Raw genomic sequence first — 25,183 nt, 5'->3', positions numbered from 1 at the left:
ACCTTATTCGAAAACTGCGAACCAGCCTTGTCCTCTATACCATTACCTTGGTTCATAGCTGTAACCGAGGCTAAGCCAGATGCCATAGATGGTGGAGGATTGTTTTTTGTTTCAGGAAGACCCGCCCCTTTCTCAGCGATTTGGTCAAATTCCGTTAAACCAGGCATGACACTATTAGCAAATGTTGCTCCAACCATACAAACTAGCGCAAAAAATACAATTAACTTTTTCATTGTGAAATAAATAGACATAAACGAGATATTTGGCAGAGAGTATCTACTATTTGAGATAATTATGCAAATTAAATTAGCTATTTTTTTCGCATAATGCTACTATTTTTAGAAATTTGCACAGTTAAAAACACACCATATAAAACAATATGTCGGCAGAATTCAAAAAATCTCTAATAGAACACAAAGCTGTGATATGGGGATTACTCAATAGAGAGATTACCACCAAGTTTGGTGATAGCTACTTCGGCTATGCATGGATAGTTATAGAACCAATGCTTTTTATAATAATGTTCTACGCCATGTACACGTTTTTAGGAAGATCTACAGGCAATATGTCTATACTACTTTTTCTCCTAACAGGAATAATTCCTTTTTTCTTTTTTAGAAATTCATTCCAAGGCGCATCTGGCGCCATCTCTGCTAACCAGTCATTACTGGCATACAGGCAGGTCAAAATTATTGATACTATTTTAGCCAGAATACTACTCCAAGCAGTGACATCTGCAATATCAACAATAATATTAACCGCACTAATAATATACCTAAATAGTGGCACAACCATTTACCACCCTATTCGCATAATCTACATAGTATTTATATTACTAGCACTTACACTGGGGGGGTCATTGATACTCGCTGTAATCTCATATTACTATATAGATTTACCTAAGTTTATGGGGATAGTTAACCGCATTTTGTTCTTTACTTCTGGAGTGTTTTTTAGTTTAAATGACTTCCCTCCAAATATTGCTTACTATCTTTCATTTAACCCAATTCTTCAAATTATCGAATTTATCCGCTCTGCATTTAGTGTCGAGCATCTTAATACCTATTTAAGCTACAACTATTTGATTACTTTTACAATTTGCACTCTTTTTTTAGGTATTTTGTGCTACTATGTGGCAAGAAAAAATATTATAATGAATGCAAGATCAAGGTAACTTACAAATATGATACAACTAGTAAATGCTACTAAATTTTATAATATTCGTGGTCATAGGCACTATATTTTAAAAGATGTTAATTATACTTTTCCTGAAGGCAAGAGTATAGGCATACTTGGTCGTAATGGCGCTGGTAAATCCACATTTTTGCGTATGCTTGGTGGTCTTGAATACCCAAACTCTGGGAAAATAATTACTACCAGCTCGATATCATGGCCTGTAGGACTAACCGCAGGTTTTCAAGGTAGCCTCTCGGCACGTGAGAATATCAAATTTGTTTGTCGTATTCACCGCAAAAATCGTCGTGAGATGAAGCAGATTGAAGAATTTGTCTATGATTTTGCAGAGATTGGAGAGTTCTTCGATATGCCTATCAAAACATATAGTTCCGGTATGAAAGGTAGAGTAAATTTTGGATTATCTATGGCTTTTGAATTTGATTACTATTTAGTCGATGAGGTGACGGGAGTAGGAGATCCAAAATTTAAGAGCAAAGCTAAATTAGAATTTGACAGGGTAAAAAAGAAATCGAATATCATTATGGTTACACATAGTATGACCGAATTAAAAAAAAATGTTGATATTGCTGTACTACTAGAAAATGGTAAAATAACTATATTTGAAGACATTGACGGAGCTATTGAAGCTTACCAAAAATAAGTATCCTACTGGTAATAACACAACGAGCAAGAATAAAACATGAAAAATAAGCTTAAGAACTCATATAACATAATATTTAGATCATTATATAAAAAAATCAGCAAGATCTTTAAAACTAGAAGCCTACGAAAAGATTTAAGCGAGAAATATAATAACATAACCTTGAAAGTGAAGAACTATAGCAATATAACTTACTGTTTTAGCATAAGAAATAGTTTTGTTTCATTTGTAATACTACCCACATTAATTGTTGCATTGTACTACATTCTCTTAGCTACTCCAAGGTATGAGAGTCAAGCAATAGTATCTCTAAGGCAAAATAGTACTATGCCTATGGTTGATACATCACTATCAAGCATACTTGGTGGTGGCGGATCTGATACTTCCGCAAATAGCTACCTACTGATAGACTATATCCTATCTCCACAAATGCTAGATACCCTACAAACAGATCTAAACATCAAAGCAATGTACCAAAGTCCCAAAGTAGACTTTTTCTCACGCTTATCACGCAATGCAGATCAACTTGATTTTCTAGATTATTATAACAAAATGGTATCTCTAAGTTATAATCAACAATCAAATGCTATAACAATAAATGTGCAAGGCTATACCGCGGAACAAGCACAAAAAGTGTTAGACACCATCACTAAAGATAGCCAAGAAATAATCGACCATATCTCACACACTTTAGCTGAGAATAGAATGAAGTTTAACAAAGAGCAACTTGATATAATCAAAGTCAAAGCCATGAAAGCACAAGATGCTCTAGTTGAATTCCAAAATAGCCGTGGAATAGTCGATCCAGAAGGGTCTGTATCAACTAAAGCTACTGTAATAGGTACTTTACAAGGACAGTTAACAGCTGCAGAGACACAGCTAACGAGTCTAAAATCATATTTATCACCAAACTCTAGTGAAGTGAAAGCTACAGAACAACAAATCATCGCTCTAAAAAAACAAATTGATAAAGAAAAAGCTGACTTCTTAGCAGAAGATAAAGAAAGTCAAAAGCAATCGCAGCTTGATGATATGGTATCTAATTATACATGGTTAAAACTAAATGCTGAATTTGCAATGACAGAATACCAATCAGCACTACAATCATTTGAAGCGGCTAAATTAGATAGCCAAAATCAACAGAGCTATCTTGTAAATGTTGTCAAGCCAACTTTACCAGACTCTGCCAAATATCCACGCATTATATATAATCTAATCACCATATTTGTGATATTAAGTGCATTATATGGCTTAGGGCGTATGATTATCACAATTATACTTGAAAATCGCTAAAGCTAAAATATGCAATATACGTTAGCAAATCCTGTATACATATCTGGCAAAGGTCTACATACGAATAGACACAATACCATCATCATTTCTCCTGCTCCTGCTAATACCGGCATTATGTTTTGTATAAATGGTAAAACCATACCCACTCACTATAGTCATGTAATGGATAAACCACTATGCACATGTATAGCTGCCGATAAGCAGCACTATATTCGCACTATAGAACACTTATTAGCAGCACTATTTTGTATAGGCATCGATAATGCTTACATATACTCTCAGACAGATGAGATACCAATACTAGATGGCAGTTGCAATGGCTTTTATCAGCAATTACAACTAGCCAGTATTCAGCAAAATAATTTCCCAGTTAAGAAGCTTATAATCAAAAAAACCATAGAGTACCGCCAAGGCAATAGATATATCCAGGCTTCCCCAAGTGAAAACTTTAGCATCAATCTTCAGATAAAACCAAAGTGTGGCTATCAAAACTACAATAAAATAATCACCCCTAAAACACTAGTTACAGACTGCATCGATGCACGTACTTTTGGGCCGCTATACAAAGGTATTCTAGCAAAAATCTTTACAAAATTTAGTAAAACTCCAGTTGCTCAAGGTGCAAGTACTCATAACACGATCTTACTGACTAAGAAAAAGTCATATGTCAAAAACGGTTTGCGTCATATAGATGAACATGTTCGTCATAGAGTTATGGATTTAGTGGGCGATCTAATGCTAAGTGGAACACGCCATATTAATGGACATTTCGAAACCTTTAGCACCTCTCATGCGATGAATGCTAAACTACTTGAGAAAATTTTCGCAGATGAAAGTAATTTTGAATGGTGCGCTAAAGATTAAGATCCAAGAGTTTAGAACCCAATATCAACTAACAACTCTATTATTAGACTCACTTTTGACGCTTGCATTAACACAGCTCTGACTAGCATTAAAGCTCTTAGGATAAATATTAGCGCCATCTATACCATCAGCAATCAAATGCCAAGTACTACCATCTTTGTCAAACATTTGAGTATATACTCCATTACCCTTAATACTAACCATCTGAACATCTCCAGTATTATTCATGAATTTTAATTTCGCCTCTCTATCTTTAGGTAAGTTTGTGACAGCCACATCAACTCTCGCAGCAGCAACAGGCCAACTATCAAAATCAAGATTAATATTACTAGTTTTATCCTTAAATAAAGACACCTGTGAATCTGGAGCTTTATACACTCTACCATTTGCAATATAGATATTCGCTATGACTGTGTCCTTACCTTCAGCAACAGGGATATCATAAATTGTATTTTTCTTATTAAATATAAGCGTACCCTGATACAATACAGACCCTTTAGAATCAACAATTTTAACTCCCACATTTCCTGATATAGCTGCCTTTGGATATATATTTAAACTAGCTGCATGAGAATTCTTATATTTTATCGATACCTTTTTGACTTCAGCCATATCTAAATTAATGACACCTTGACTAGCATATCCCTGGCTTGAACCAATGCCCTCAACAACAATGGTAAACTGACCTATAGGAAGATTAACTTTTTTGTTAGTCCCCCAATCAAGATTCTTAAGATCTGCAACTTGGTTATGATTCTCATCATATATAATGATATGTGGTTTATTTGAAGAAGCTATAAATACTGGTTTTGATGGTATACGTAAATTCAATACAGGTTGCAATACATCTTGACAGTATACCCAGTGATCATTACTCCCAGGAGAGTCCACAGTCCACCAATCATTTTTTAATTGATATACTTTATTATTGTACCTAACAAAATCACCAACAGAATATCCGTGCCAATTCTCCCTAGATGCTCCTTTGAACTGCTTGACTAGTCTTGGAATATTATCACATTGAGCAGAATCATCAGCATAAGCTATACTTACAATGCCATATAAACATAGAAGCAAACCTAATATACTCTTTTTCATAAAAATTAATTCCTTAATTAAATTTGATCATAGCCAACAAAACCGAAACTCTAACTAGCCATATGCAATTGCTAATACTACACTACATAAAGTAGTTCAGATTAATCTGAGTATTGTAACAAGACTAGTTAGAACCATCAACATTTTCATCACTAAAGACAATTAATTTAATACCCAAAGATCATTAAGTTTATCAAGATAACCTCTGTAAACCAAACAAAATAAGGCTCAGACTGAACTTAGTCAACTTATTTTTATAAAAATTCGCCATTCTGCTTTAAGGTAATACTTGACCTAATAGTTTATAATTTAGTTATTTTTTATATTTAGATCTGAATTATAAGATTCTCACCTACGTAAGGAGGATAATTTATGCTAGAGTTCTTAACGCTGCACTCTTAGCACTTTCTTACATAGGCGCTATAAATACTCTCGCTGCAAAGGCAATCTGGAACACAATCTGTGATATCGTCGCCAGAATAGGTAATGCCTCTGACATTCCCTCATTCGGAACTATTATCTGATCGCCACCCTTAACCGCTGTAGTATATGACATCCATGATGTAAACATTCCCGTATCTACTCGCTCCGCCGTACCATTCTCATGAAGCAATAATACATAACCAGTTTCAGCACTATCTGTATAACCACCAACAGCATTAATATAGTCTTTAACACTAAACTTCTCATTGTAATTAATAGCCATCGGCGCCATTACCTGACCACTAATTGTAACCACCTGATTCTGGTTAGGAATATTTATCACATCATTATTCTGTAGCGCTATATGTTCCCACTTCGTCTTGGATCCTACTATAACTTGACCTTTAGGTTGCACCTGCTTCGCTTTCTCAACAAATGTTGATACCAAGCCAGCATACTGCTGCTGCATTAGCAAACCATCTTTTGTCAATGCACTCTTAGTATATGCTTGCTGCTCTAGATAGTTCAAACTAGCATCAATGGCTGCCTTCTGCGCTGCCGCTACGCTCTTTCTAAATAACTGCAAGTCATCAACATTTGCATTTGATCTAAACTTAAGCTTCTCTACTACATCTTCTAATGTGGTTCCTATCGGCACTACAAACTGATGTGGCCCCAATACAGCTCCTGTCACAGATATCGTAATCTGCTTAATATTCTGATCTGATGTTAACGTAATCTGCTCACCACCCTTAACAACCTGATCACCTACCGCACTTAAGGGAATATATTTATTAGTAGGGTTCAGACCTCTATTATCCTCTATAAGTACATAAGTAGCTTCTGGTAACACACCAACCAACTTAAGTAAACCAGGCAAATCAAACTCTCCATTCTTAGGCTCATACATTGCTGGCGACTTAACTTGACCTATAACTGAAACGGATGCAGCCTTTTGTCTAACTACTATACTGTCACCTTGTTGCAGTTGTGAAAATGGTATAATACCATCAACTAAAAAATTATATAAATCAATATGAGAAATAACCTTGCCATTTCTAATCAAATCCACATGTCTAAAACTTCCCTTATCAGGCTGTATACCTCCAGCCTTACACAAAAAATATAATACCGAATCAGATGACATACCATCGTACAAACCAGGCTTAGATATATATCCCGATACAAATATCTGTACCGGTTGTGCACTCATCAGGTTAGCATATACTGTTACGTTTTTCTCAAACGTCCTCTTAATTGCATCTCCTATAACCCTATTTAGATCCTTATTCGGTATATCTGCCACATGAACAGGTCCAACCTTTGGAATAAATATATTACCCTGACTATCTACCTCTGCTACCGCAGCATACTCAAATGCTCCCCATAACGTGATAGAAACCTTATCCCCTATACTTAGTAGATAATTAGGATTATATAATGCCATCTGCGGTAAGTTTTGACATTGACTACTAAACAAATTAGCTCCAAACACCTGCAAACTATTTAACTGTGGTATAACATCTTCATTAATCACCTTATTCGAAAACTGCGAACCAGCCTTGTCCTCTATACCATTACCTTGGTTCATAGCTGTAACCGAGGCTAAGCCCGCATTTTTATTAAGTTGCGCATCATTAGTTTGTTTAGAAGATGCTGGAACTCCTCCTTGTGCTGTTGCAAACTGATTTGTAATTGCATCCATAGAACTTTGAGCTGCTGCTAGTGGGTCAGCTGCATTTGCTTGAACAAAGACTAGCCCTATCAGCGCCATTAAAATTAGAACCCTTTTTTTCATAAAAACTCTCTTAATTTAAACATTTAATTCTCAATAGAGAGAATACTAAATTAGCACAATATTATGTCTTAAAAATACTTCATTTTCAAACTTATTTAGGCTCTCTTAATAATAGCTAAATGATTAAATAAGATCTACATAATAATTCTAAACAGTGGTAAAATACCATGTTATGAGCGTGACATATATAAATAGTAGATATGAACATAACTCCACACTCGAGAAGTTTTCTGTTTCTTCAGGGGCCCATTTCTCCTTTTTTTAATGATTTAGCTCATGAATTTTGTCGCGAAGGTTATCATCGTGTACATAAATTAAGACTTTGTGAAAGTGATAGCTTATGGTGGGATTTCTCTACTATTGACTACAAAGGTAAATTTGAAAACTTTGAAGCTTTTATGATAAAGGAACTGCAACATTTTGAAATCACAGACATACTACTACTTGGAGATTGCCGTCCTTATCACGCTAAGGCTATAGAGGTTGCAAAGAAGCTTAATATTGATTTTTGGGTATTTGAAGAAGGCTATATTCGTCCTGACACAATTACACTAGAGCATAACAAATATGCTAATGCTCGTAATCAGACTCCATCAGATAAAAGTTTTTACGAGAACTACCAAGTTGTTCGCAACTACCCACTCATACGCACCCAAAATCCCGTGTCTGTACGCTTAAAGTGGGACTTAGTCTATCATCTTAAAAATGGTTTATCTCCTTTTAGTTTTAGAAATTATAACCACCACCGTCAAGTAAAAATATATCGCGAATACATCGGCTGGATCATAAGATTCAGCAAAAAATTTTTTACAGATCGATTAAGTCTACCAAACAAACTAGAAAAAATAACAGATAAAAAATTCTTTTTGGTACCACTCCAGCTCAGTCACGATTATCAAATTCTGGAACATTCAAAGTATCAATCCACTTTAGAGATGATTGATGAGGTTTTAATAAGTTTTGCCAAAAATGCTAATGATGATACATTATTAGTATTTAAGCTTCATCCTTTTGACACAATGGTTGTCAACCCTCTAAAACATATTCAAAAGAGCATAAAAAAACATCCTAGCATAAAATCTAGAGTAATCACGCTAGATGGTGGTCATTTGCCTACTCTGATCGACAACTCTCTTGGAGTTGTTGTTATAAATAGTACAGTAGGCTTGCAATCCTTAGCTCATGGAAAACCTACAAAAGCACTTGGTAGAGCAATATATAATTTTAATGGACTGGTCGACACTCAACATCTAGATAGTTTTTGGCTAAATCCACAAAAGCCAGATAAAGGAATCGTTATAAATTTTAAGCGTTATTTACTTGACCATAACCAGTTTAATGGTAGTTTTTATAGTAAACATGGTATTAGTATTGCAGTACCATTTGTAACACACAAAATTTTAGGAAATTAGAAGCAATGAATGTTTTGATAATTGGTGCCTCCAGAGGCTTAGGTAAACATCTAGCAATCAATTATGCTAAAAGCAAAGCATCTCTAACTCTGATTGCGCGCAATCAACAAAACCTTGAAGAAACTAGCTCAATATGTAGAAAGTTAGGAGCACAATCTGTCAACTTGAATATTTGTGATTGTGGAGATATTGAGCAATTAAAAGCAACCCTAAGTAATATCATAACAAAACAAAATATAAACCTATGTATTTATGCTGCCGGAATCACATCAGTAATTAATGATAGTTTTGAAAATACAGATCATGCTAATGAGCTACTTAAAATAAACCTTAATGGTGCAATTGCTACAACAAACATTTTACTCCCTAAAATGCTTGAGAGAAATTATGGACAAATAGTTTACTTCTCTTCGCTTGCTTCATACTATGGTATGGCTTATTCACCAGTATATTGTGCTAGTAAAGCTGGACTTCGCGTCTATGCAGAATCTGTGCGTCAATATTGCCACAAAAGTAATGTAAAAATATCTGTAATAACGATGGGATTCGTAGATTCTGATATGAGTAGACAGTTCATGCGTCCAAAACCATTTCTTGTACCCACGCAAAAAGCAGCTGACTATATCTATAAGCGTATCAATAAACACAAAGCATACATTCGCTTTCCATGGATCTTACAATTAGCTATTAGAATACAGAGCATCCTTCCTTATAAGCTTGCTGACTGGTTTATGATAATATCAGGATATGGTAAGAAATAGTATGTCAAGTACTATAATTATAATATCTATTACTATCCTAGCAACCATTTTAAATAAATCTATAAAGTTAGGTTTTTATAATGCTCTAGCATTTTGCTGGATATATTCTTTGATCGGTATATTCATATATAGCTCTATCCTTTGTCTAATTATTAGCATAGTATTACTAGGTGTAATTTCAGGTATAGATTCAGCCAAATATAAAATTTTAAAAGAACGCTTTCAATATGAAGATCTTTTTTTATATAGCCAAGTATTTCGTTTTCCTAAATTTTATATCCCTTTTGTCGGAGCAGTACGTTTCTGGACACTAACGATTGGTATATTATGTGCGACTGGACTAATATTCTATCTCAATTACATATGGTTAAATAGCTTCGATATTTACATTTGGTTTACAAATGTTATATTTTTCATAACAATAAATATCATAATACACAGACTTGTTTCTATAAGTAGAGAACTCGCTTTTGTTGAGTGCATATCACAATTTGGTATGCATATGACCGTGATAGTATATATATATCGCAATAGGGCTAAAATTACAAAGCTTAAGTCCCCTAGTCTCCATATAGAAAATCTACCTAAAACTATCATTACTGTACAGTCAGAATCATATATTTTAGCAGATCAAATCTTTGACTTTAAATTCTCCAATGATAACCATGCATATAGTACAGGAAAGCTTGAAGTTCCTTGCTATGGCGCATACACAATGCGTTCTGAGTTTGCATTTTTGACAGGTATTACAAATAGCCAGCTAGGACATGCAAGCTTTAACCCTTATAGAAAAGCATATAAAAATATAACCCAAACCTACATCAAACAACTAAAAAAACTTGGATACTACTGTGTAGTAATACATCCTTTTAACAAAAAATTTTTTAACCGTGAAAAAGTCTTCAAACATCTTGGTTTTGATGAGTTTATTGATGAGTTTTATTTCAATAAAATTGATATCTTCACTCCCGATGCTCAACTAACTGATTATATCAAGCAGTACTTAGATCAACATTCAGACCGAAAAATTTTCATGTTTGTGATCACAATAGCGGGACACGGTCCATATACTCTACCACGCAACGACCCTCGGGTTTATAACGCTAATAATAGCGATGATGAAGTTAATGTATACCTTGATCTCAACTACAAAGCCACACAAATGTTAAAATCGCTAGAGCAACAAATTAATAAAGATAGTATGCTGATATGGTATGGCGATCATAAACCAAGTATTCAAAACTGGAGCTTTTCTCAGTCAGAGCTATATCAAACCAACTACATTATTATCACCAATCCAACAAATAGCTCTCATAACATACAACAAGATATATCTATTGAAAATCTATTAGAATATAGTCTAAAAAGGTATTCAAGCTCTTATAGAAGTGAAATAGCTTAATAACAATGCTATAATCTTTATTATTTTTGGTGTTTCATAGCTTAATGAAAAGAGCGGTTTTTTATATATCAGGATTTGACCCAAGAGGAGATAAATTCTATAAAAGAGTTTTCAAAAATGAGTTAAGTAAGTTCTCTAAAAACAATCATCTTGAAGCTGTTTTTTCACAAAGAAATAACTCAGAATATAAGATCAAATCAAACAATGCTAACTGTGATCTATTCCTTTTGAGCTGGATAGATATAATTCAAAAAATATACCAAAAATCTAGATTAAAAACTTGGTATGCTGCTTTTGTGTCGTTTTTATATATTATTTCTAATAATAAAGTGTTGAAAAATATCACTCCATACAAATATCAATTTATATTTAGCTCTCTAGTATTTACGGATCTAATTGTATACGGTTGCTTATCATTAAGTATTTTAATACTACTAATAAAGCAACTATACATATATGCCATGATTATGTTAGTTACAGCATCTTTTGTAATATTTTTATATAAAAAGATTATCCAAAAAATCATACCTGACAAGATTAGAATATGGGTACAGGGATTTATATCTCTAGGATACTTTTCAAATAAATACCAAAGCAATTTTATAAAAAATGCTCAATACCAAGCTAGCAAAATAATGCGGATTATAGATTCAAATAATCATGATGAATACATAATAATCTCTCACTCAGCTGGAGGATATCCACTAATATTTATTCTAAATATACTTCCCGTTGAATATTTTAAAAAAATCAAAATTATAACTTTAGGTCACTGCATACCTGGATACATTAACCTAAAGCATCTCCAAAATTATAGAGATAGCCTAATACCTAAACTTCAACAAGCTAAAACCATATGGCTAGATATATACTCCCCTGCGGACCCTGTATCATCTATGCTAAATACAGAAAAGGCTTTTGCAAATCTAGGTATTACAAGTCAGAATAGTAAATTCTTTAATATGTACGACCAAGAAACATATACAAAACTAAAACAAAACCCTCTGATAATACATTTTCAATATATTATGAGTGGTGACATATCAAATAACACTCTAAATTTTTATAAAATTTTGACTTCCACGAAACCTATAACTAACTACGATATATAAATGATGAATAAAATTAAAGAAAAAAATTACAATATTTATGCACCATTTCCTCCGTACTATACTGATGAAAAAGTACCGCTGAGAAAACTTCTTAAGGCTAAATCTTTTATAGAATTCTATAAAGAAAGGCATTATAAAATGAAAATGGGGTATCCAAAAAAAAAGACTGGTAAAAAAGAGATATCTTTATGTGTTAATGAATATGTCTTAGATGTTTTATCTGATTACAAGAGATATCCTAAAAGTAAAAATCTACATAGACTTTTGAGCCCTCTGTTAGGCAATAGTATTTTCACTACAAATGGCGACATCTGGCGTTTCCAAAGAAATATTATGAATAAATCTTTTGCAGCCTTACAACCTAAAAAGACTTTTTCACTAATGGCTGAAGCAACCAAAGCTCTTATAGATCTAATCGATAATAAATCTAAGGACTCTAATATTATTGCGATAGACTCAATGATGACATATGTTACAGCCAATATTATTTTTCGTACCATTTTCTCTATCGATTATTCATATGATAATGCTATAAGACTATTTAATGATTTCAACCTATACCAAGAAACTTCATACCTACTAAATAGCCCATACAAGTACATTCTATATCCGTATTTAAAATATAAACAAAAAAAATATGTAAAAAAGATACACAATCAATTCTATCCTGAAATAGCTAAAAGATATCACACAGATGATACTAATCAAAACAATGATATTCTAGGTAATTTAATCTTAAAAACTGATGAAAAAACTGGCAAAAAGTTTTCTCAAAAAGATTTAAATGAACAAATTTGCATGCTTTTTTTAGCAGGACATGAAACATCTGCCACGGCTCTCACTTGGGCTCTGTATTTAATATCACAAAGTGAAGAACTCCAAAAAGACCTATATCATGAAGTACAAGCTTCACTTGAAAATGGCAAAATAACATATTCTTCGCTAAGAAACATGCCTTTAATGACTGCTGTATTTGAAGAAACATTACGCCTCTATCCACCAGTAATAGGATTACTAAGACAAAGTTCTGAAGATGTCGTAATGTATAATAAAAATCTCGTAAAACCACATGATGAAATATTAATCCCATTATGGATACAACATCGCCATACAGATAAATGGGATAATCCTATGGAGTTTAATCCATATAGATTTTATAATAAAAAGTCTTCAAATGTATGTCCTGTGTATATGCCATTTGGAAAAGGCGATAGAGTCTGTATTGGATCAGCATTTGCTCTTCAAGAATCATTACTAATTCTAAGCACTATCATCAATAAATATAGGCTTGAAAATCTCACAAAGGATGTAATGCCTATAGGTCGTGTGACACTCAAACCTAGTCAGGCTGTTAATGTTAGATTTATAAATAGATAAGTTTAATATTATATTTATAGTCTACTGAGACTAATATTTCTATCAATGGAATAGCACATATATAGCTAAAATTATATATAAATAATACTTTATCAAATTTATTTCTTTATAAATATGTGAGTCAATATTATTAATTTTGTATTGAATAAATTTAAGAATGAGTATAATTCATTATTATGATTGCAATATATTTAGACTGGTTGAAACAAACTCGCAAACATTGGTCCCATAACGATAGTTACTGGGATTTTAGGTCAAAACTCGCTAAGACAAACAATTTTCTACTAGTACAGTTACAATATCAAATTAATACAACTGAGTATAGTTTTTCTCCTGGTAAAGCTATTATCAAAACTACCGGTGACATAACAACTTTATATGATGCTAAAGATTCTCTAGTGCTTAAGTATATTGCTGAAAATATCAAAAATAATTATACATTTAATAAATATATACTTTCTAATAAAGGTAATGGTGGCGTATCAAGAGCAGTTAAAACTATTAATCGTTTGATAAAAACTCATAAATACATCTATAGAACAGATGTTAAAAAATTTTATGAATCTATAAATCACGAAATATTGATCAGTAAACTACCTAAATATACATCCAATATAATGTCTAGATTGATAATAAAGCACTTAGATACTCCACAGTGGTTTTGTGGTGAATATAACACGATGAAGCAAGGGATATCAAAATCATCACCTTTATCTCCCGTACTTGGCTGCATATATCTTGATGAATTAGATCAGGCTATGAGTGAGATGATAGATATCAAATACCTAAGATATGCTGATGACTGGATAATTTTGGCCAAAACTAAGCACAAACTACGCAAGGCTGTAAAAAAATCTAAACAGATGCTAAGTAAATTAAAGCTAAAAGAACATCCAGATAAACTGACTATAGAAACTATAAGTTTCGATACTAAACAAAAGTTTGATAGTAACAATAAATTAAACTCAAAACCTTTTGCTTTTTTAGGTGTAGAATTCGATTATAATGGTGCTAAGGACATCAAAAAACAAACAAAGCGAAATTTCTTTGTAAAAATTTCCAGACTTTATGAGTGCATTCAACAACTAGCAAAGGCTAAAGCATATTTAAATAAAGAGAATGCCAAAGGTAAAAGGCTTTATGATTATATCAATTTGTTTGAATTGGAGGTGATTAAGAAGTTCACTAGGTCTCTAATTGGATTTAGGCGGTACATATTCCATATTTTGAAATATGCTAATTAGTGACACTATGCTGGAAAGCATCCTATATCAAATTCGAATGAAAAAGAATCGCTAGCATTTACATTCGTATAATAACTGTTGAATGCGTTTGTGACCCAGATAGTGCCGTTCCAATTGATCTGGGCCATGTCAATACTTTCGAAGCCAGGATTATATATATGAACTTCTCCCCACGCTGGGTCGAAGTCCACTGGCCATATCCAACTGTCATCGCAAATAATTGTTAAATTGTTATTTTGATCAACTCCAAAGGTGCCATTTGCACTTGCTTTATTTACATTAAGTGCATCAGCAACGTTCGTCATTGTCTGACCTTCAGGTAGCGGGTATGCATCATTATAAATAAAAGTGTGACTTACAGTAGACGGCATAACAATATCCTGAGGAGCTGACTGCTCAATTGATCTTTCAATTGTAACGCTAGTAGCTCCAATTCCATGAGCTACCACCTGAACAATATATGTGCCAGACTCAAACCCCGGAATAGCTGTCAGATCCAAAGTCATACCAGAGCTTGTTTGATCTAAACTAGAGTATACTGCCTCAAAAGTACCTGGCTTAACTAGATAAATATCATAGTATAGGGTTTCTCCTGCACCATCTACTATTTCAGCATTCCATCTTGCTTCTAGTATAGTATCTGATACTGTAAACGATGGTGTCTGATTCCATTGCACCATTAAATATCCTATTGGGCATCGCTATACCATCTTGCAGTACAGCAACATCATAATTATCCACTGGATCGCCTGCATCATTAGCTGCAGCCCATTCACATGTAACCGATTTTGATTGTGCACTACATGCTGGAGCTGTAGTCCACGTAATAGCCGCTTGTGACCACATCGGCAATAACAACCCCGCAAAACCTATACTTGACAATACTTTACTTCTTAATTTCATTATTATTCCTTTTTTTAAATTAATTAAAGATTATAACAAGGTAAGGTATAAAAAATACAAATAAGAATTGTTGATGTATTTTTATCAATCGATAAATTAAATTAGTATATTAATATAGAACAATTATGACTCACAATTAAATTCACATTTAAACTATAAGTATCTGACAAAACGTCTACTTTTGATTCAAACCTTTAAAAAAATATTTTATTACTTGACTTGATAATCCAGTACCAATTATTGGAGAAATAGTTTTTTCGAGAATAATATTTTTAAAACTATATTTAGAAGTAAGTTTAACCTGAGATGACTTATCATCTATTTTCTTAAATTCCCAATGTCCTTGCATAACCTTAAATGGCCCACCTTGCATTGATACTTCTATATTATTATCATCTATAATTTTATAATCTGTAATTAATTCCACTTTCAATAACGGTATCTTAAGCTTTATCAATGCCTTTTGAAAGGTAGGCGTTTTCTTTAATAATTCTGCTTCAGAATAACGCATTGGAATGAAGTTCTTATAATTATCAACATCTAACAATAAAGATGTTACTTCATCAATAGGATAATTAAACTTTTGAGTTTTTACAGATTTTTTCATAATATCAACTTTCCTTAAAACCAAATAGTAACATTTAACTAAAGCTAACCGCTATCACATATCATTCTATCAGGTAATCACTGAGCTATGTCAAAAGTATTTACCATAAAATTTAACAAATAACTTACTTATAAAGTATACAATCTATAATGTTTTAAAAAATTATTCAATGTCCTTTCTTAAGAAATAGATTTTAAGCTTTGTTTCACTTATAACACACTCCTGATAAACCTTAAATCCAAGTTTTTTATAATATGAAATATTTTCTGACTTACTCGTCTCTAGCAATAATGGAACTTTTTTTATCTTAGCTTGTTGATAACCATACTCTATAACTTGTTTAGCTAAGCCTTGACCTCTACAATACTCATCTGTACAAAGATATATAAGGTGCAGAAACTCCTTATCATGGCGCGACTTCTCAACCCTCGCTTGTATCTTGAGGATTCTGATAATTCCTCGAATACCAAACTCCTTTAACATCTTAAGATTTGCTACAATGTGAAATTTCCACGAAAGCTTTGTCTTACCAATATAAGCAAAAAGCCCTACACTTTTGAGATTATCATCACATGCTATAAAACCTTGTGTATATGCGTGATCGAGATTATAAAGCATAAAAGCATCATAGCACTTGGTCTCTAAAAGGTTAGCTTTATCATTGGTCGTAAAGAACTCTCGAGTATGTGGGTCTGTTGTAAAACTTTTTTTCAGTAGCTTTAGTAAACTTAATCTAGTTTGAGTTCTTAAAACATTTAACTTATTTGAGAAAACTTGCATATCTATTTCACAATACTATATTTTGTTTTAGGCATTCTACAGTATAATCAAGCTGCTCTTTAGTATGTTCACTTGATATAAAAAAACGGAGTCTCGCCTTTCTTTCTTCAACCGCTGGGTACATTATAGGCATCGCATTAATATTATAATCATCAAAGAGCTTATTTGATAATGCTACTGCATTGCGTGAGCTGCCTACAATAACTGGTATAATAGCTCTACCAATAGAGTCACCAGTATCCAAACCATGATTCTTTAACTGAGTCAAAAGATACTCACTATTATAATGCAATCTATTAACCCTATCAGGTTCAGCTAACATAAGTTCTAACGAACTAATTGCCGCCACTGTATTAGCTGGTGATAAACCAACACTATAAACTAGTCCTGGAGCATAATGACGCAAAATATCTATGATTACATTATTTGCAGCTATATATCCACCACAACTACAAAGCGTTTTGCTTAATGTCCCCATCCAAATATCCACTTCTTTAGGTGAAAAATTATAATGCTCAAAGATACCTTTACCTGTCTTGCCTAAGACTCCTAAACCATGAGCTTCATCTACCATCAATACTACACCATACTCTTTTTTTAGCTTAATAATCTCTGGTAAATTTGGGATATCACCATCCATACTATACAAGCCTTCAACAACTACAAATATCTGCTCATACTTATGGGCATTTAGCTGTAATAATTGAGAAAGATGATTAATATCGTTATGTCTAAAACCAATTGCTTTTGCAACCGATAACTTTACACCTTGGATTATACTATTGTGGGCTAATTGATCATATAATATGAGACTTTTATCATGAGTTAAACAACTAATTACTGATACATTTGTTGCATGACCACTTACAAAAACAATAGCATCCTCAGTTTGATACAACTCTGCCAATTTATCTTCTAGCTTTTGATGAATAACTCTTTGACCTGCAACAATTCGACTTGCAGAAACTGTTGTACCTTCTTCAGCTAGCACTTCTGTTACAGCTTGAATTGTTCTTGGATCACCATTTAGCCCTAAATAGTTATAAGAGCCATAGTTTATTAGCTCTCTAGCAGCATAATTAATTTTAGCACCCGCAACTCCTTGATAATTACGATATAAAGGATCGGCAATTCCAAATTTTTTGACAGTTTCGCGCATATACTGCAGCTCTTGATAAAGGGGATGTGCTCTAAAATCATAATCTGCTTTTTGCTCAGATAAATCTTCCAATGTTGTTTGTGTTTGTAACACTCTTGATTTAACTTGAGATAGGTTACCAAAAAGTTTTTTTGCCATTAGCTCTCCCCATGTCTTTGTTTAATTATATCAAGAATATCATCTGAATTACTGTCTTGATTATCATCTGCGTAAATATTGCGTAAAATCATATCTACAATATCACCAGATGTTTTTAACTGTGCAATAGACATAGCTGAGATAGTAATTCCTGTAAATTTTTCTTCTAAACTTACAGCAAGCTCAAATGCCATCAAAGAGTCCATACCAAGATCACGAAGATCTGTAGATAATGCAAGTCCATTTATATTCACACCTAATATACTAGCAACTTGAGCCAAAACATTAGTCTGTACTATTTTTATACTTTGCTGTTTTGAAGATGCTCGTAAAGTACCTAAATCAAGACTAGATATAGTTTTAATTTGCTCCTGATCTATCACCTCTTGATAGCGTAAAGTTTTTAGAATAGGCAAAACTTTGGCAATTCTACTACCTTCAAACTTTGATGCAATTATGTGAGACTTGGCATTTAGCAAAATCTCATTAATAATTCGTTGAGTATCAATACTAGACAAAGGTGTAAACCCTAAACCACTCTCCATGAGCTTTTTGATACTTTGATCTCTTGTTAAAAGACCAAAATCAGCTATAGGCCCCCAAGCTATATATTGAGCAACAAGACCTTGCTCTCTACGCTGTGCAGCCAATCCCTCTAAATATGCATTAGCCGCTACATAATTTGATTGATTAATATTGCCAACAACTGTAGCAATTGAAGAGAACATTATAAAATGCTCTAATCTCCAGTAATTAGAATATTTACTCAGCCACTGTCCTCCTAGGGCTTTAACTTCAAAAACCTTATCAAAACTATGCTCTGACATATCAGAAAATGCAATATCATCATATACTACAGCAGCATGTACTATACCTTTTAGATCTTCACCTCTTTGGTACAAGTCCACCATCAAATCTCTAACACCAATTTCATTACTTACATCTAAAGATAATATTTCATAACCAACACCAATTTCATCAAGCTTATTTCTATTCTCTATAGAAATAGTACCACTACGATTAATCAATATTAGTTTTGTTGCCCCATATTTTGCAAGTTCCATAGCAGTATAAAAGCCAAAACCTTGTGTTCCCCCTGTTACAATATAAGTACCACTAATATTAGCTTTTTCATTGCTCCACATATCTAAATAAATTCTATCTTTAGTTCGCATATTTACTATAACTTTACCAAGCTGTCTTCCTTGCTGCATACATCGAAATGCTTCTTGAATATTATCCATAGTAAACTCTTGATAAGGTAAAGGCATAAGAATTTGATCATCAAAATATGTTGTCAATTCTACGAGCATTTGTTGTATAAGCTCTGGCTTATATTTGATTAACTGATCAAGATCAATACCGGAGAAAGTTATATTATTGCGAAAAACTTTCATTGCTAAAGAGTTATTATCAAATATATCCCTTTTGCCAAGTTCTACAAAATGGCCAAATGGTGCCAAAACAGACAAACTTGCTTCAAGAAGATCATTTGATAATGAGTTTAATACAATATCAACTTTGAGATCAGAATTTTCAAACTCGACTAAAAAATCAGTACTCCGAGAATCATAGGCAGCTGTAACACCTAAAGACTCTACCAAAAGTTTTTTCTCAACAGAACCCACTGTTGTATAAATATCTAGTTCTAGTAAATGTGCAACTTGTATTGCAGCAAGACCTATAGCCCCAGCCCCTCCATGAATCAATATCTTTTGCCCTGGTTTTGCTTGAGCTAGCTCTTTAATAGCATAATATGATGTCATAAATGCAACAAGCATAGTTGATCCTTGCTGCATAGAACAAGTTTCAGGTAATTTAGCAATAAAGTTTTGGTTAACAACTAATTCTGTAGCAAAGCTTTGCTGAGCACATCCAAAAACCCTATCACCAATTTTGAAATCACTAACATTATTACCAATAGCTATAACTTCACCACTAAATTCCATACCTAAGTATGCACCTAAATAACCAAACTCTAATGATTCTTGTGGAATTAGTCCTAAACTATACATAACATCTCTGAAGTTTAATCCTGTATAGTGCACCTTAATACAAACATCTTCAACACCACAGTTTTGGGGCTTTTTAGTCAGCCACTTAAGATGAGTAAATGAGCCTCTATTTATAATATCAAGTTTATACTCATGCTCTGGAGCATTTAATTTAAAAGGCTTGAGATTATGCTGATATACAACACCATTATCTACAAAAATTTCTTGAGCAAAATACTTATCTTCAAGAATAAAATTCCAATCTAGTACTTCATCTATTTTTTTTGCAACAACCCTAGTTATACCAACCCCAGGATTCTCATTAACAAACACTCGTAATGATGCTAATAGTGACTGGTGTAATGGTGAGGATAGGACTCCATCACACCATGAGCTTTCAAGAATAACTATATTATTCTTTGATGAGCTAACATGGATCTGCTGCAATATATTATAGATGCAAGAATAATCACAGCTTTTATCAATAACAAAAACCATTGGCAATTTTGAATCTTCAACATGAAAAATATTGCTAAGTTGAGTAGTACCGTAAATATTTTTTTGACAATGTAACTTTTGAGAATCTTCTAAGTATGCTTTCGCAACAAAAGGTTTCTGTAATAAAATCTCTACACTTAGTACACATTGCTTAGTTGTCGCATCACAACTACGAACTTGCGATAAAATATCATCAACAGTACTTCTAGAAACACCTTGAATTCCAGAGTCAAACATACTCGTGAATACTTGACTCTCCAAGCTTGCAAGCCAAATGTAAAACTTAGCTATACCACCAGACTTTAACTTAGATAATACCAACTCAACATAGTCATTCTTAGCAAAACTAGGATGTGACTCTATAAAAATACAGTCGTATGTGTCATTTACAGTATCATATAGATCACTCCATCCTGTAGAGTATTCAATCTCAAAATTCTCTGCTGTAACCAGCTCAAACATTTGTCTTTGAATACCAGCACCAATTACTAACACTTTTAACGGAGTTTCGATATTATTATATGCTTTGTGTAACTCTCCAATAATATCATCAATACCTCTAGCCATACTAGAGACTAGAGCTATTTTCCATAATGTATCTATATCTTTCAGGGTCTGTGTGAGCTTAAAATCATTTATCTCAAGTGATAATAATGCTTTATAACAAAGCAACATCGGTTTTAAGAGGTTTGGATACTCCACAAAAAGAAGTTGTAACATTTCTCGTATTTGATTATCTACGAGATCTAAGCCAGGAAAATCTTTAAATATTTTTGCTACTGAAGAACTGTGTCCACTAATCTGACCATTTTGTATATCTTGATGAGCTTTCTTAGCAATTAAAAGTTTTATAAAACCTACAATTACCTGTTGCTCCTGCACTTCAATATCATCATATTTAAGACATGGTAAACTAGGAGACCTAACATATTGATATTCTAAGCCAGCAAAAGGCTTAAGAGATTCAGCTAAGCAATCTTGTGGTAACAATCCTTTAATACCATTTGCAACTCTCTCAAATCTAGCACCTTTAATAACACTTATTAACTTGTTTTCTAAATCAGTATAATAAACATCTGCAACAATGAGATTTGAGCTCTTATATCTAAGCTTAATGACGGCTCTATCAATCCTTGTCTGTGTTCTTAAAATATAATTAAAATCAAACCCTGTAGGCAAGAACAAGTTTGATTGAGTACTCTCAAATTCAAAAAGTAATGAAATGATAGCTTGGAAGCCTCCATCTATACCAAATGGCGATTGAGCATAATTTTGAGCATAATTTTCTTCATTAAAGAATACTATTGCCGAATTTATACCTAACTCTATTTTGTTTACTATTGCAAACTTATCTATATAGTTAAGCCCTATACGCCTACAGTTAGCATAATGTTTTGCTGCTGAAACAACAACATTAGATAAATCTAGGTTCTTAGGTACAATTGGTTTGGAATCAATATTTTGCAATAAATAACGAGCTTTAACATGCAAACTTTCGTTATTACCGTATTGTGAAACACTCTTTATTATAACTGAACCATCTTGATTACTAGTACTAATAAGAGTGCGCATATCATCTTTTTGTAGCAACAATGGAGCATATATCTGTATATCCTTAAGAAGGATGACATTTGTGTCGTCTAATTCATTTGCTTTTCTTACAAGCTGATATAGCAATTCCAACCATGCCGAAGCTGGTAATACAACATCTTCTCCAACTTGATGTCCATGGAAATCAGTCGCAAGCTGATAATCAAGATAGCTTACCCATGTTTTAGCCTTATTAGTAATTTGCCAACCTAATAATTCGCTCCCAGAATATATCATTGATTTGTTATTTTTTGCATACCAATGATATTTCAGATCTAATTGAGACCTAATAATCTCGGTATTTCTGCTATAGTGAGCCGTGGTATGCCATAATGCTCCTGATAGATACAGCTTATCAATAATATCTCGACTAACTAATCTAGATTTCTCAACAGTCGAAAAATAATTAACTTTAAAACCATCACTAATCTTATTAAGATAGTTCTTCAATACTACCTTAGGCGTAACTTCTATAAATGTATCAATAGATGAATTTAGCAAGTTTGTTATCGCAGTAGCAAAATCAACTGGTTCTACAATATTTTTCCACCAATACTCAGAGCTACGCAATTCTTCAATCGATAATTTTTTGGCAAAAACAGTTGAAATAAAGTCAATGGAAGTATCAGAAGCATAACCATCCAAACAAGGAAATCTGACATCAAATTCAGATTTAACCTCTTTATCCATATATCTCGAATGAAAAGGATACTCAACATCTAAAAAGCGATGAAATATACCCTGTGTTTCACAAAATTCAGCCAAGACATTCAACTCTTTAAAATCACCTGCTATTGTCAACGAGTCTTGACAGTTAATAGCAGCAATATCTAAATCACTAAGCTCTAAATCAACAATTAACGACTTATACTCATCTCTTGTAATATTAACTGCTAACATAGCACCTTTGCCACGTGTTATAGCTTGGGCATTACTACGCGCTACCACCAATCCATATGCCTCTGACAGAGACAATACTCCACTAGTATATGCCGCAGCTATTTCACCAACACTATGTCCCGAAACAGCTTGTACATTAACTCCGCTATTTAATAGATATTTTACTATAGATACTTGGAATATAAATAACGCTGGCTGAGCAATTCTAGTATCACTATAAGATCCACTATCAATATCTAACCAATCTTTTAAACTCATCTCACTAATTTCTTGAAGTTCAGAAACAGTATTTTCAAGATAGCTTGTTAGCTCACTAGACTCATGCAACAATCTCAACATACCAGAATACTGGCAACCATTTCCAGCAAATAACAAGGCAATATTTTTAGAAGCAAAGTCTATATCATAATCTCTAGATTTATTATCAGAAAAATCTTTAAAACTATCATACAAAGCAAAAAATCCTTTAGTGCCCCTATAGCATTGAGAGGCTATTGAATTGCTATAGTAACTCAACTGATTATTTATAGTTTCCTTAGTTAACTTTTTTTGATCAGCTAAAAGCTTAGCACTGTGTGTCTTTACAATTAATTTATTAGAGAAGTACTCTGCTATTTCATATCTCTTTGTTGGAGATTCTTCTAGATATGCTTGCAACAACACATGCGCGTTAGTTCCACCAAAACCAAAAGAGTTAACTCCAATTAAACTTTCTTTATTAACATCGATATCTACAATTTCATTAGGTATTTCAATATTATTACGCTGCAATTGTAATTTAGGATTTGGTTCATCAAAGTGTATATTTGCTGGGACTTTTTTATTTTGCAATATTAGTAATGCTTTTATGATGCCTGCTAGACCAGAAGCAGGCTCTAGATGACCAATATTTGATTTTATAGACCCAGTTATAAGACTAGATTTCTTCTTTGATGCTATTGCTTCTGCAATAGCCTGGATCTCTAGAGGATCACCTACAGGGGTGCCTGTCCCATGCGCCTCAATATAAATCAAATTGTTTAAATTTACTCCATCGTAAATACTCTTTAATAAATCACGCTGTGCCTCATAACTAGGCAACGGTAGACCTGATGTTTTACCATCACTATTCACAGCAGTTTTATTGACCAGTGCATATATACTATTGCCATCAGCAATAGCTTTTTCATAATCTTTGATAATAACAACAACACAGCCTTCTGACCTGACATATCCATCTGCTTCAGCTGAAAAACTTCGACATCTGCCAGAAGGCGACATCATATGAGCCTTAGAAAAACCAATAAATGGCGTATGGTGTAATAAACAATTTACTCCACCGACTATAGCGGTATCTATTTGATTCGCTTGAATCGCTTTTACAGCTATATCTAAAGCTACTAAAGAAGACGAACAAGCTGTATCAACGACCATACTTGGCCCTTTGAAATTAAAACTGTAGGAAACGCGATTAGCTATAATGCTTTTAGCAGCCCCTGTCATGGTATATGAATTAATTTCTTCCCCGTTCTCAACAGAGAAATAACTATAGTCTGGGTTTGAAGCCCCAACATACACCCCATAGTTTTCTCCCGAAAGCTTTTCAGGTATATATCCAGCTTTTTGTAGAGCGAAGTAAGTATGATTAAGTAACATCCGTTGCTGGGGATCAATTTTACTAGCCTCTCTTGAGCTTATATTGAAGAGAGTTGAGTCAAATTCTTCAATACCTGGAATTACTCCTGCTGAAAAACTATATGACTTGCCAGCTTTTTTCTTTGATAAATGCAAAAATCTTTTTTTATCGATTCGTGAATTTGGTATTTCAGAAACCAGATCTCTTGACTGCTCCAAAGCTTGCCACAGATCACGATCACTACTTATACCTTCAGGTAGCACAAAACTATAGCCAATTATCGCAACTTTTTTCATAAAGTATTTTTTTTATTAATCTAAAATTATTTTAACACAAACTAACGTAAAATTTATTTAACAAACTTTAATAGACTATCTT

General features: G+C 33.2%; 18 protein-coding genes and 1 pseudogene. 10 read left to right on the top strand and 9 right to left on the bottom strand.

Going from position 1 to position 25,183, the window contains the following annotated elements; genetic code table 11:
* Positions 1-233, bottom strand: a pseudogene (locus tag ACKTR7_RS04070) (polysaccharide biosynthesis/export family protein); the annotation flags it as partial.
* A gap of 146 nt (positions 234-379) precedes the next feature.
* Here ACKTR7_RS04070 and ACKTR7_RS04065 point away from each other — a divergent pair.
* The 4 genes from ACKTR7_RS04065 to lpxC are packed head-to-tail and all read left to right on the top strand — an operon-like array spanning position 380 to position 3,994.
* Positions 380-1,174, top strand: coding sequence for an ABC transporter permease (locus ACKTR7_RS04065; RefSeq protein ID WP_407877132.1), 795 nt, complete (start codon positions 380-382; stop codon positions 1,172-1,174).
* 9 nt (positions 1,175-1,183) lie between these two features.
* On the top strand, positions 1,184-1,837 hold the full coding sequence (locus tag ACKTR7_RS04060; protein ID WP_407877131.1) for an ABC transporter ATP-binding protein: 654 nt from the start codon (positions 1,184-1,186) through the stop codon (positions 1,835-1,837).
* Between the two features lie 39 nt (positions 1,838-1,876).
* Positions 1,877-3,130, top strand: a complete 1,254-nt coding sequence (locus ACKTR7_RS04055; protein ID WP_407877130.1) for a sugar ABC transporter — start codon at positions 1,877-1,879, stop codon at positions 3,128-3,130.
* 9 nt (positions 3,131-3,139) lie between these two features.
* On the top strand, positions 3,140-3,994 hold the full coding sequence (lpxC, locus tag ACKTR7_RS04050) for a UDP-3-O-acyl-N-acetylglucosamine deacetylase (RefSeq protein WP_407877129.1): 855 nt from the start codon (positions 3,140-3,142) through the stop codon (positions 3,992-3,994).
* Between the two features lie 24 nt (positions 3,995-4,018).
* On the opposite strand, the gene ACKTR7_RS04045 is transcribed toward lpxC, so the two are convergent.
* Together ACKTR7_RS04045 and ACKTR7_RS04040 are read right to left on the bottom strand one after the other, a co-directional pair.
* Positions 4,019-5,092, bottom strand: a complete 1,074-nt coding sequence (locus ACKTR7_RS04045; protein WP_407877128.1) for a hypothetical protein — start codon at positions 5,090-5,092, stop codon at positions 4,019-4,021.
* A 409-nt stretch (positions 5,093-5,501) separates the two neighbouring features.
* Entirely contained in the window at positions 5,502-7,313 is a 1,812-nt protein-coding gene (locus ACKTR7_RS04040; protein ID WP_407877127.1) for a polysaccharide biosynthesis/export family protein, read from the bottom strand.
* 200 nt (positions 7,314-7,513) lie between these two features.
* On the opposite strand from ACKTR7_RS04040, the gene ACKTR7_RS04035 reads away from it, so the two are divergent.
* The 6 genes from ACKTR7_RS04035 to ACKTR7_RS04010 all read left to right on the top strand — a co-directional run bounded on the left by ACKTR7_RS04035 (position 7,514) and on the right by ACKTR7_RS04010 (position 14,621).
* Positions 7,514-8,725: a capsular polysaccharide export protein, LipB/KpsS family gene (locus tag ACKTR7_RS04035; RefSeq protein WP_407877126.1), complete on the top strand. Its 1,212-nt coding sequence runs from the start codon at positions 7,514-7,516 to the stop codon at positions 8,723-8,725.
* Between the two features lie 5 nt (positions 8,726-8,730).
* Positions 8,731-9,486: an SDR family NAD(P)-dependent oxidoreductase gene (locus ACKTR7_RS04030; protein WP_407877125.1), complete on the top strand. Its 756-nt coding sequence runs from the start codon at positions 8,731-8,733 to the stop codon at positions 9,484-9,486.
* Between the two features lies 1 nt (position 9,487).
* Complete coding sequence (locus ACKTR7_RS04025) at positions 9,488-10,888, top strand: LTA synthase family protein (protein ID WP_407877124.1); 1,401 nt, start codon at positions 9,488-9,490, stop codon at positions 10,886-10,888.
* Between the two features lie 44 nt (positions 10,889-10,932).
* Positions 10,933-12,000, top strand: a complete 1,068-nt coding sequence (locus ACKTR7_RS04020) for a hypothetical protein (protein ID WP_407877123.1) — start codon at positions 10,933-10,935, stop codon at positions 11,998-12,000.
* The gene (locus tag ACKTR7_RS04015; protein WP_407877122.1) at positions 12,001-13,377 is read left to right on the top strand and encodes a cytochrome P450; all 1,377 of its coding nucleotides are present in this window, start codon (positions 12,001-12,003) and stop codon (positions 13,375-13,377) included.
* 176 nt (positions 13,378-13,553) lie between these two features.
* The gene (locus tag ACKTR7_RS04010; RefSeq protein WP_407877121.1) at positions 13,554-14,621 is read left to right on the top strand and encodes a reverse transcriptase/maturase family protein; all 1,068 of its coding nucleotides are present in this window, start codon (positions 13,554-13,556) and stop codon (positions 14,619-14,621) included.
* Positions 14,622-14,626: 5 nt separating this feature from the next.
* Here the strand turns inward: ACKTR7_RS04010 and ACKTR7_RS04005 are convergent, their stop codons facing one another.
* From ACKTR7_RS04005 to ACKTR7_RS03980, 6 genes are all read right to left on the bottom strand, one after another.
* Positions 14,627-15,301: a DUF3281 family protein gene (locus ACKTR7_RS04005; RefSeq protein WP_407877120.1), complete on the bottom strand. Its 675-nt coding sequence runs from the start codon at positions 15,299-15,301 to the stop codon at positions 14,627-14,629.
* Positions 15,231-15,524 carry a hypothetical protein gene (locus tag ACKTR7_RS04000; RefSeq protein ID WP_407877119.1) on the bottom strand — a complete coding sequence of 98 codons (294 nt, stop codon included), beginning with the start codon at positions 15,522-15,524 and terminating at the stop codon, positions 15,231-15,233. Before ACKTR7_RS04000 ends, ACKTR7_RS04005 begins: the two co-directional genes overlap by 71 nt.
* A gap of 175 nt (positions 15,525-15,699) precedes the next feature.
* On the bottom strand, positions 15,700-16,131 hold the full coding sequence (locus ACKTR7_RS03995) for a type II toxin-antitoxin system RatA family toxin (protein ID WP_407877118.1): 432 nt from the start codon (positions 16,129-16,131) through the stop codon (positions 15,700-15,702).
* Between the two features lie 162 nt (positions 16,132-16,293).
* A complete protein-coding gene (locus ACKTR7_RS03990) occupies positions 16,294-16,911 on the bottom strand; it encodes a GNAT family N-acetyltransferase (protein ID WP_407877117.1) in 618 nt (205 codons plus the stop codon).
* A 7-nt stretch (positions 16,912-16,918) separates the two neighbouring features.
* On the bottom strand, positions 16,919-18,208 hold the full coding sequence (locus ACKTR7_RS03985; RefSeq protein ID WP_407877116.1) for an aminotransferase class I/II-fold pyridoxal phosphate-dependent enzyme: 1,290 nt from the start codon (positions 18,206-18,208) through the stop codon (positions 16,919-16,921).
* Positions 18,208-25,101, bottom strand: coding sequence for an SDR family NAD(P)-dependent oxidoreductase (locus ACKTR7_RS03980; RefSeq protein ID WP_407877115.1), 6,894 nt, complete (start codon positions 25,099-25,101; stop codon positions 18,208-18,210). Before ACKTR7_RS03980 ends, ACKTR7_RS03985 begins: the two co-directional genes overlap by 1 nt.
* Positions 25,102-25,183: the final 82 nt, after the last annotated feature.

It is taken from the genome of Francisella sciaenopsi, from assembly GCF_045862875.1.
Classification (GTDB): domain Bacteria; phylum Pseudomonadota; class Gammaproteobacteria; order Francisellales; family Francisellaceae; genus Francisella; species Francisella sciaenopsi.
Note: the sequence above shows the minus strand (reverse complement) of the source record. Positions and strands in the feature narration are given on the sequence as shown.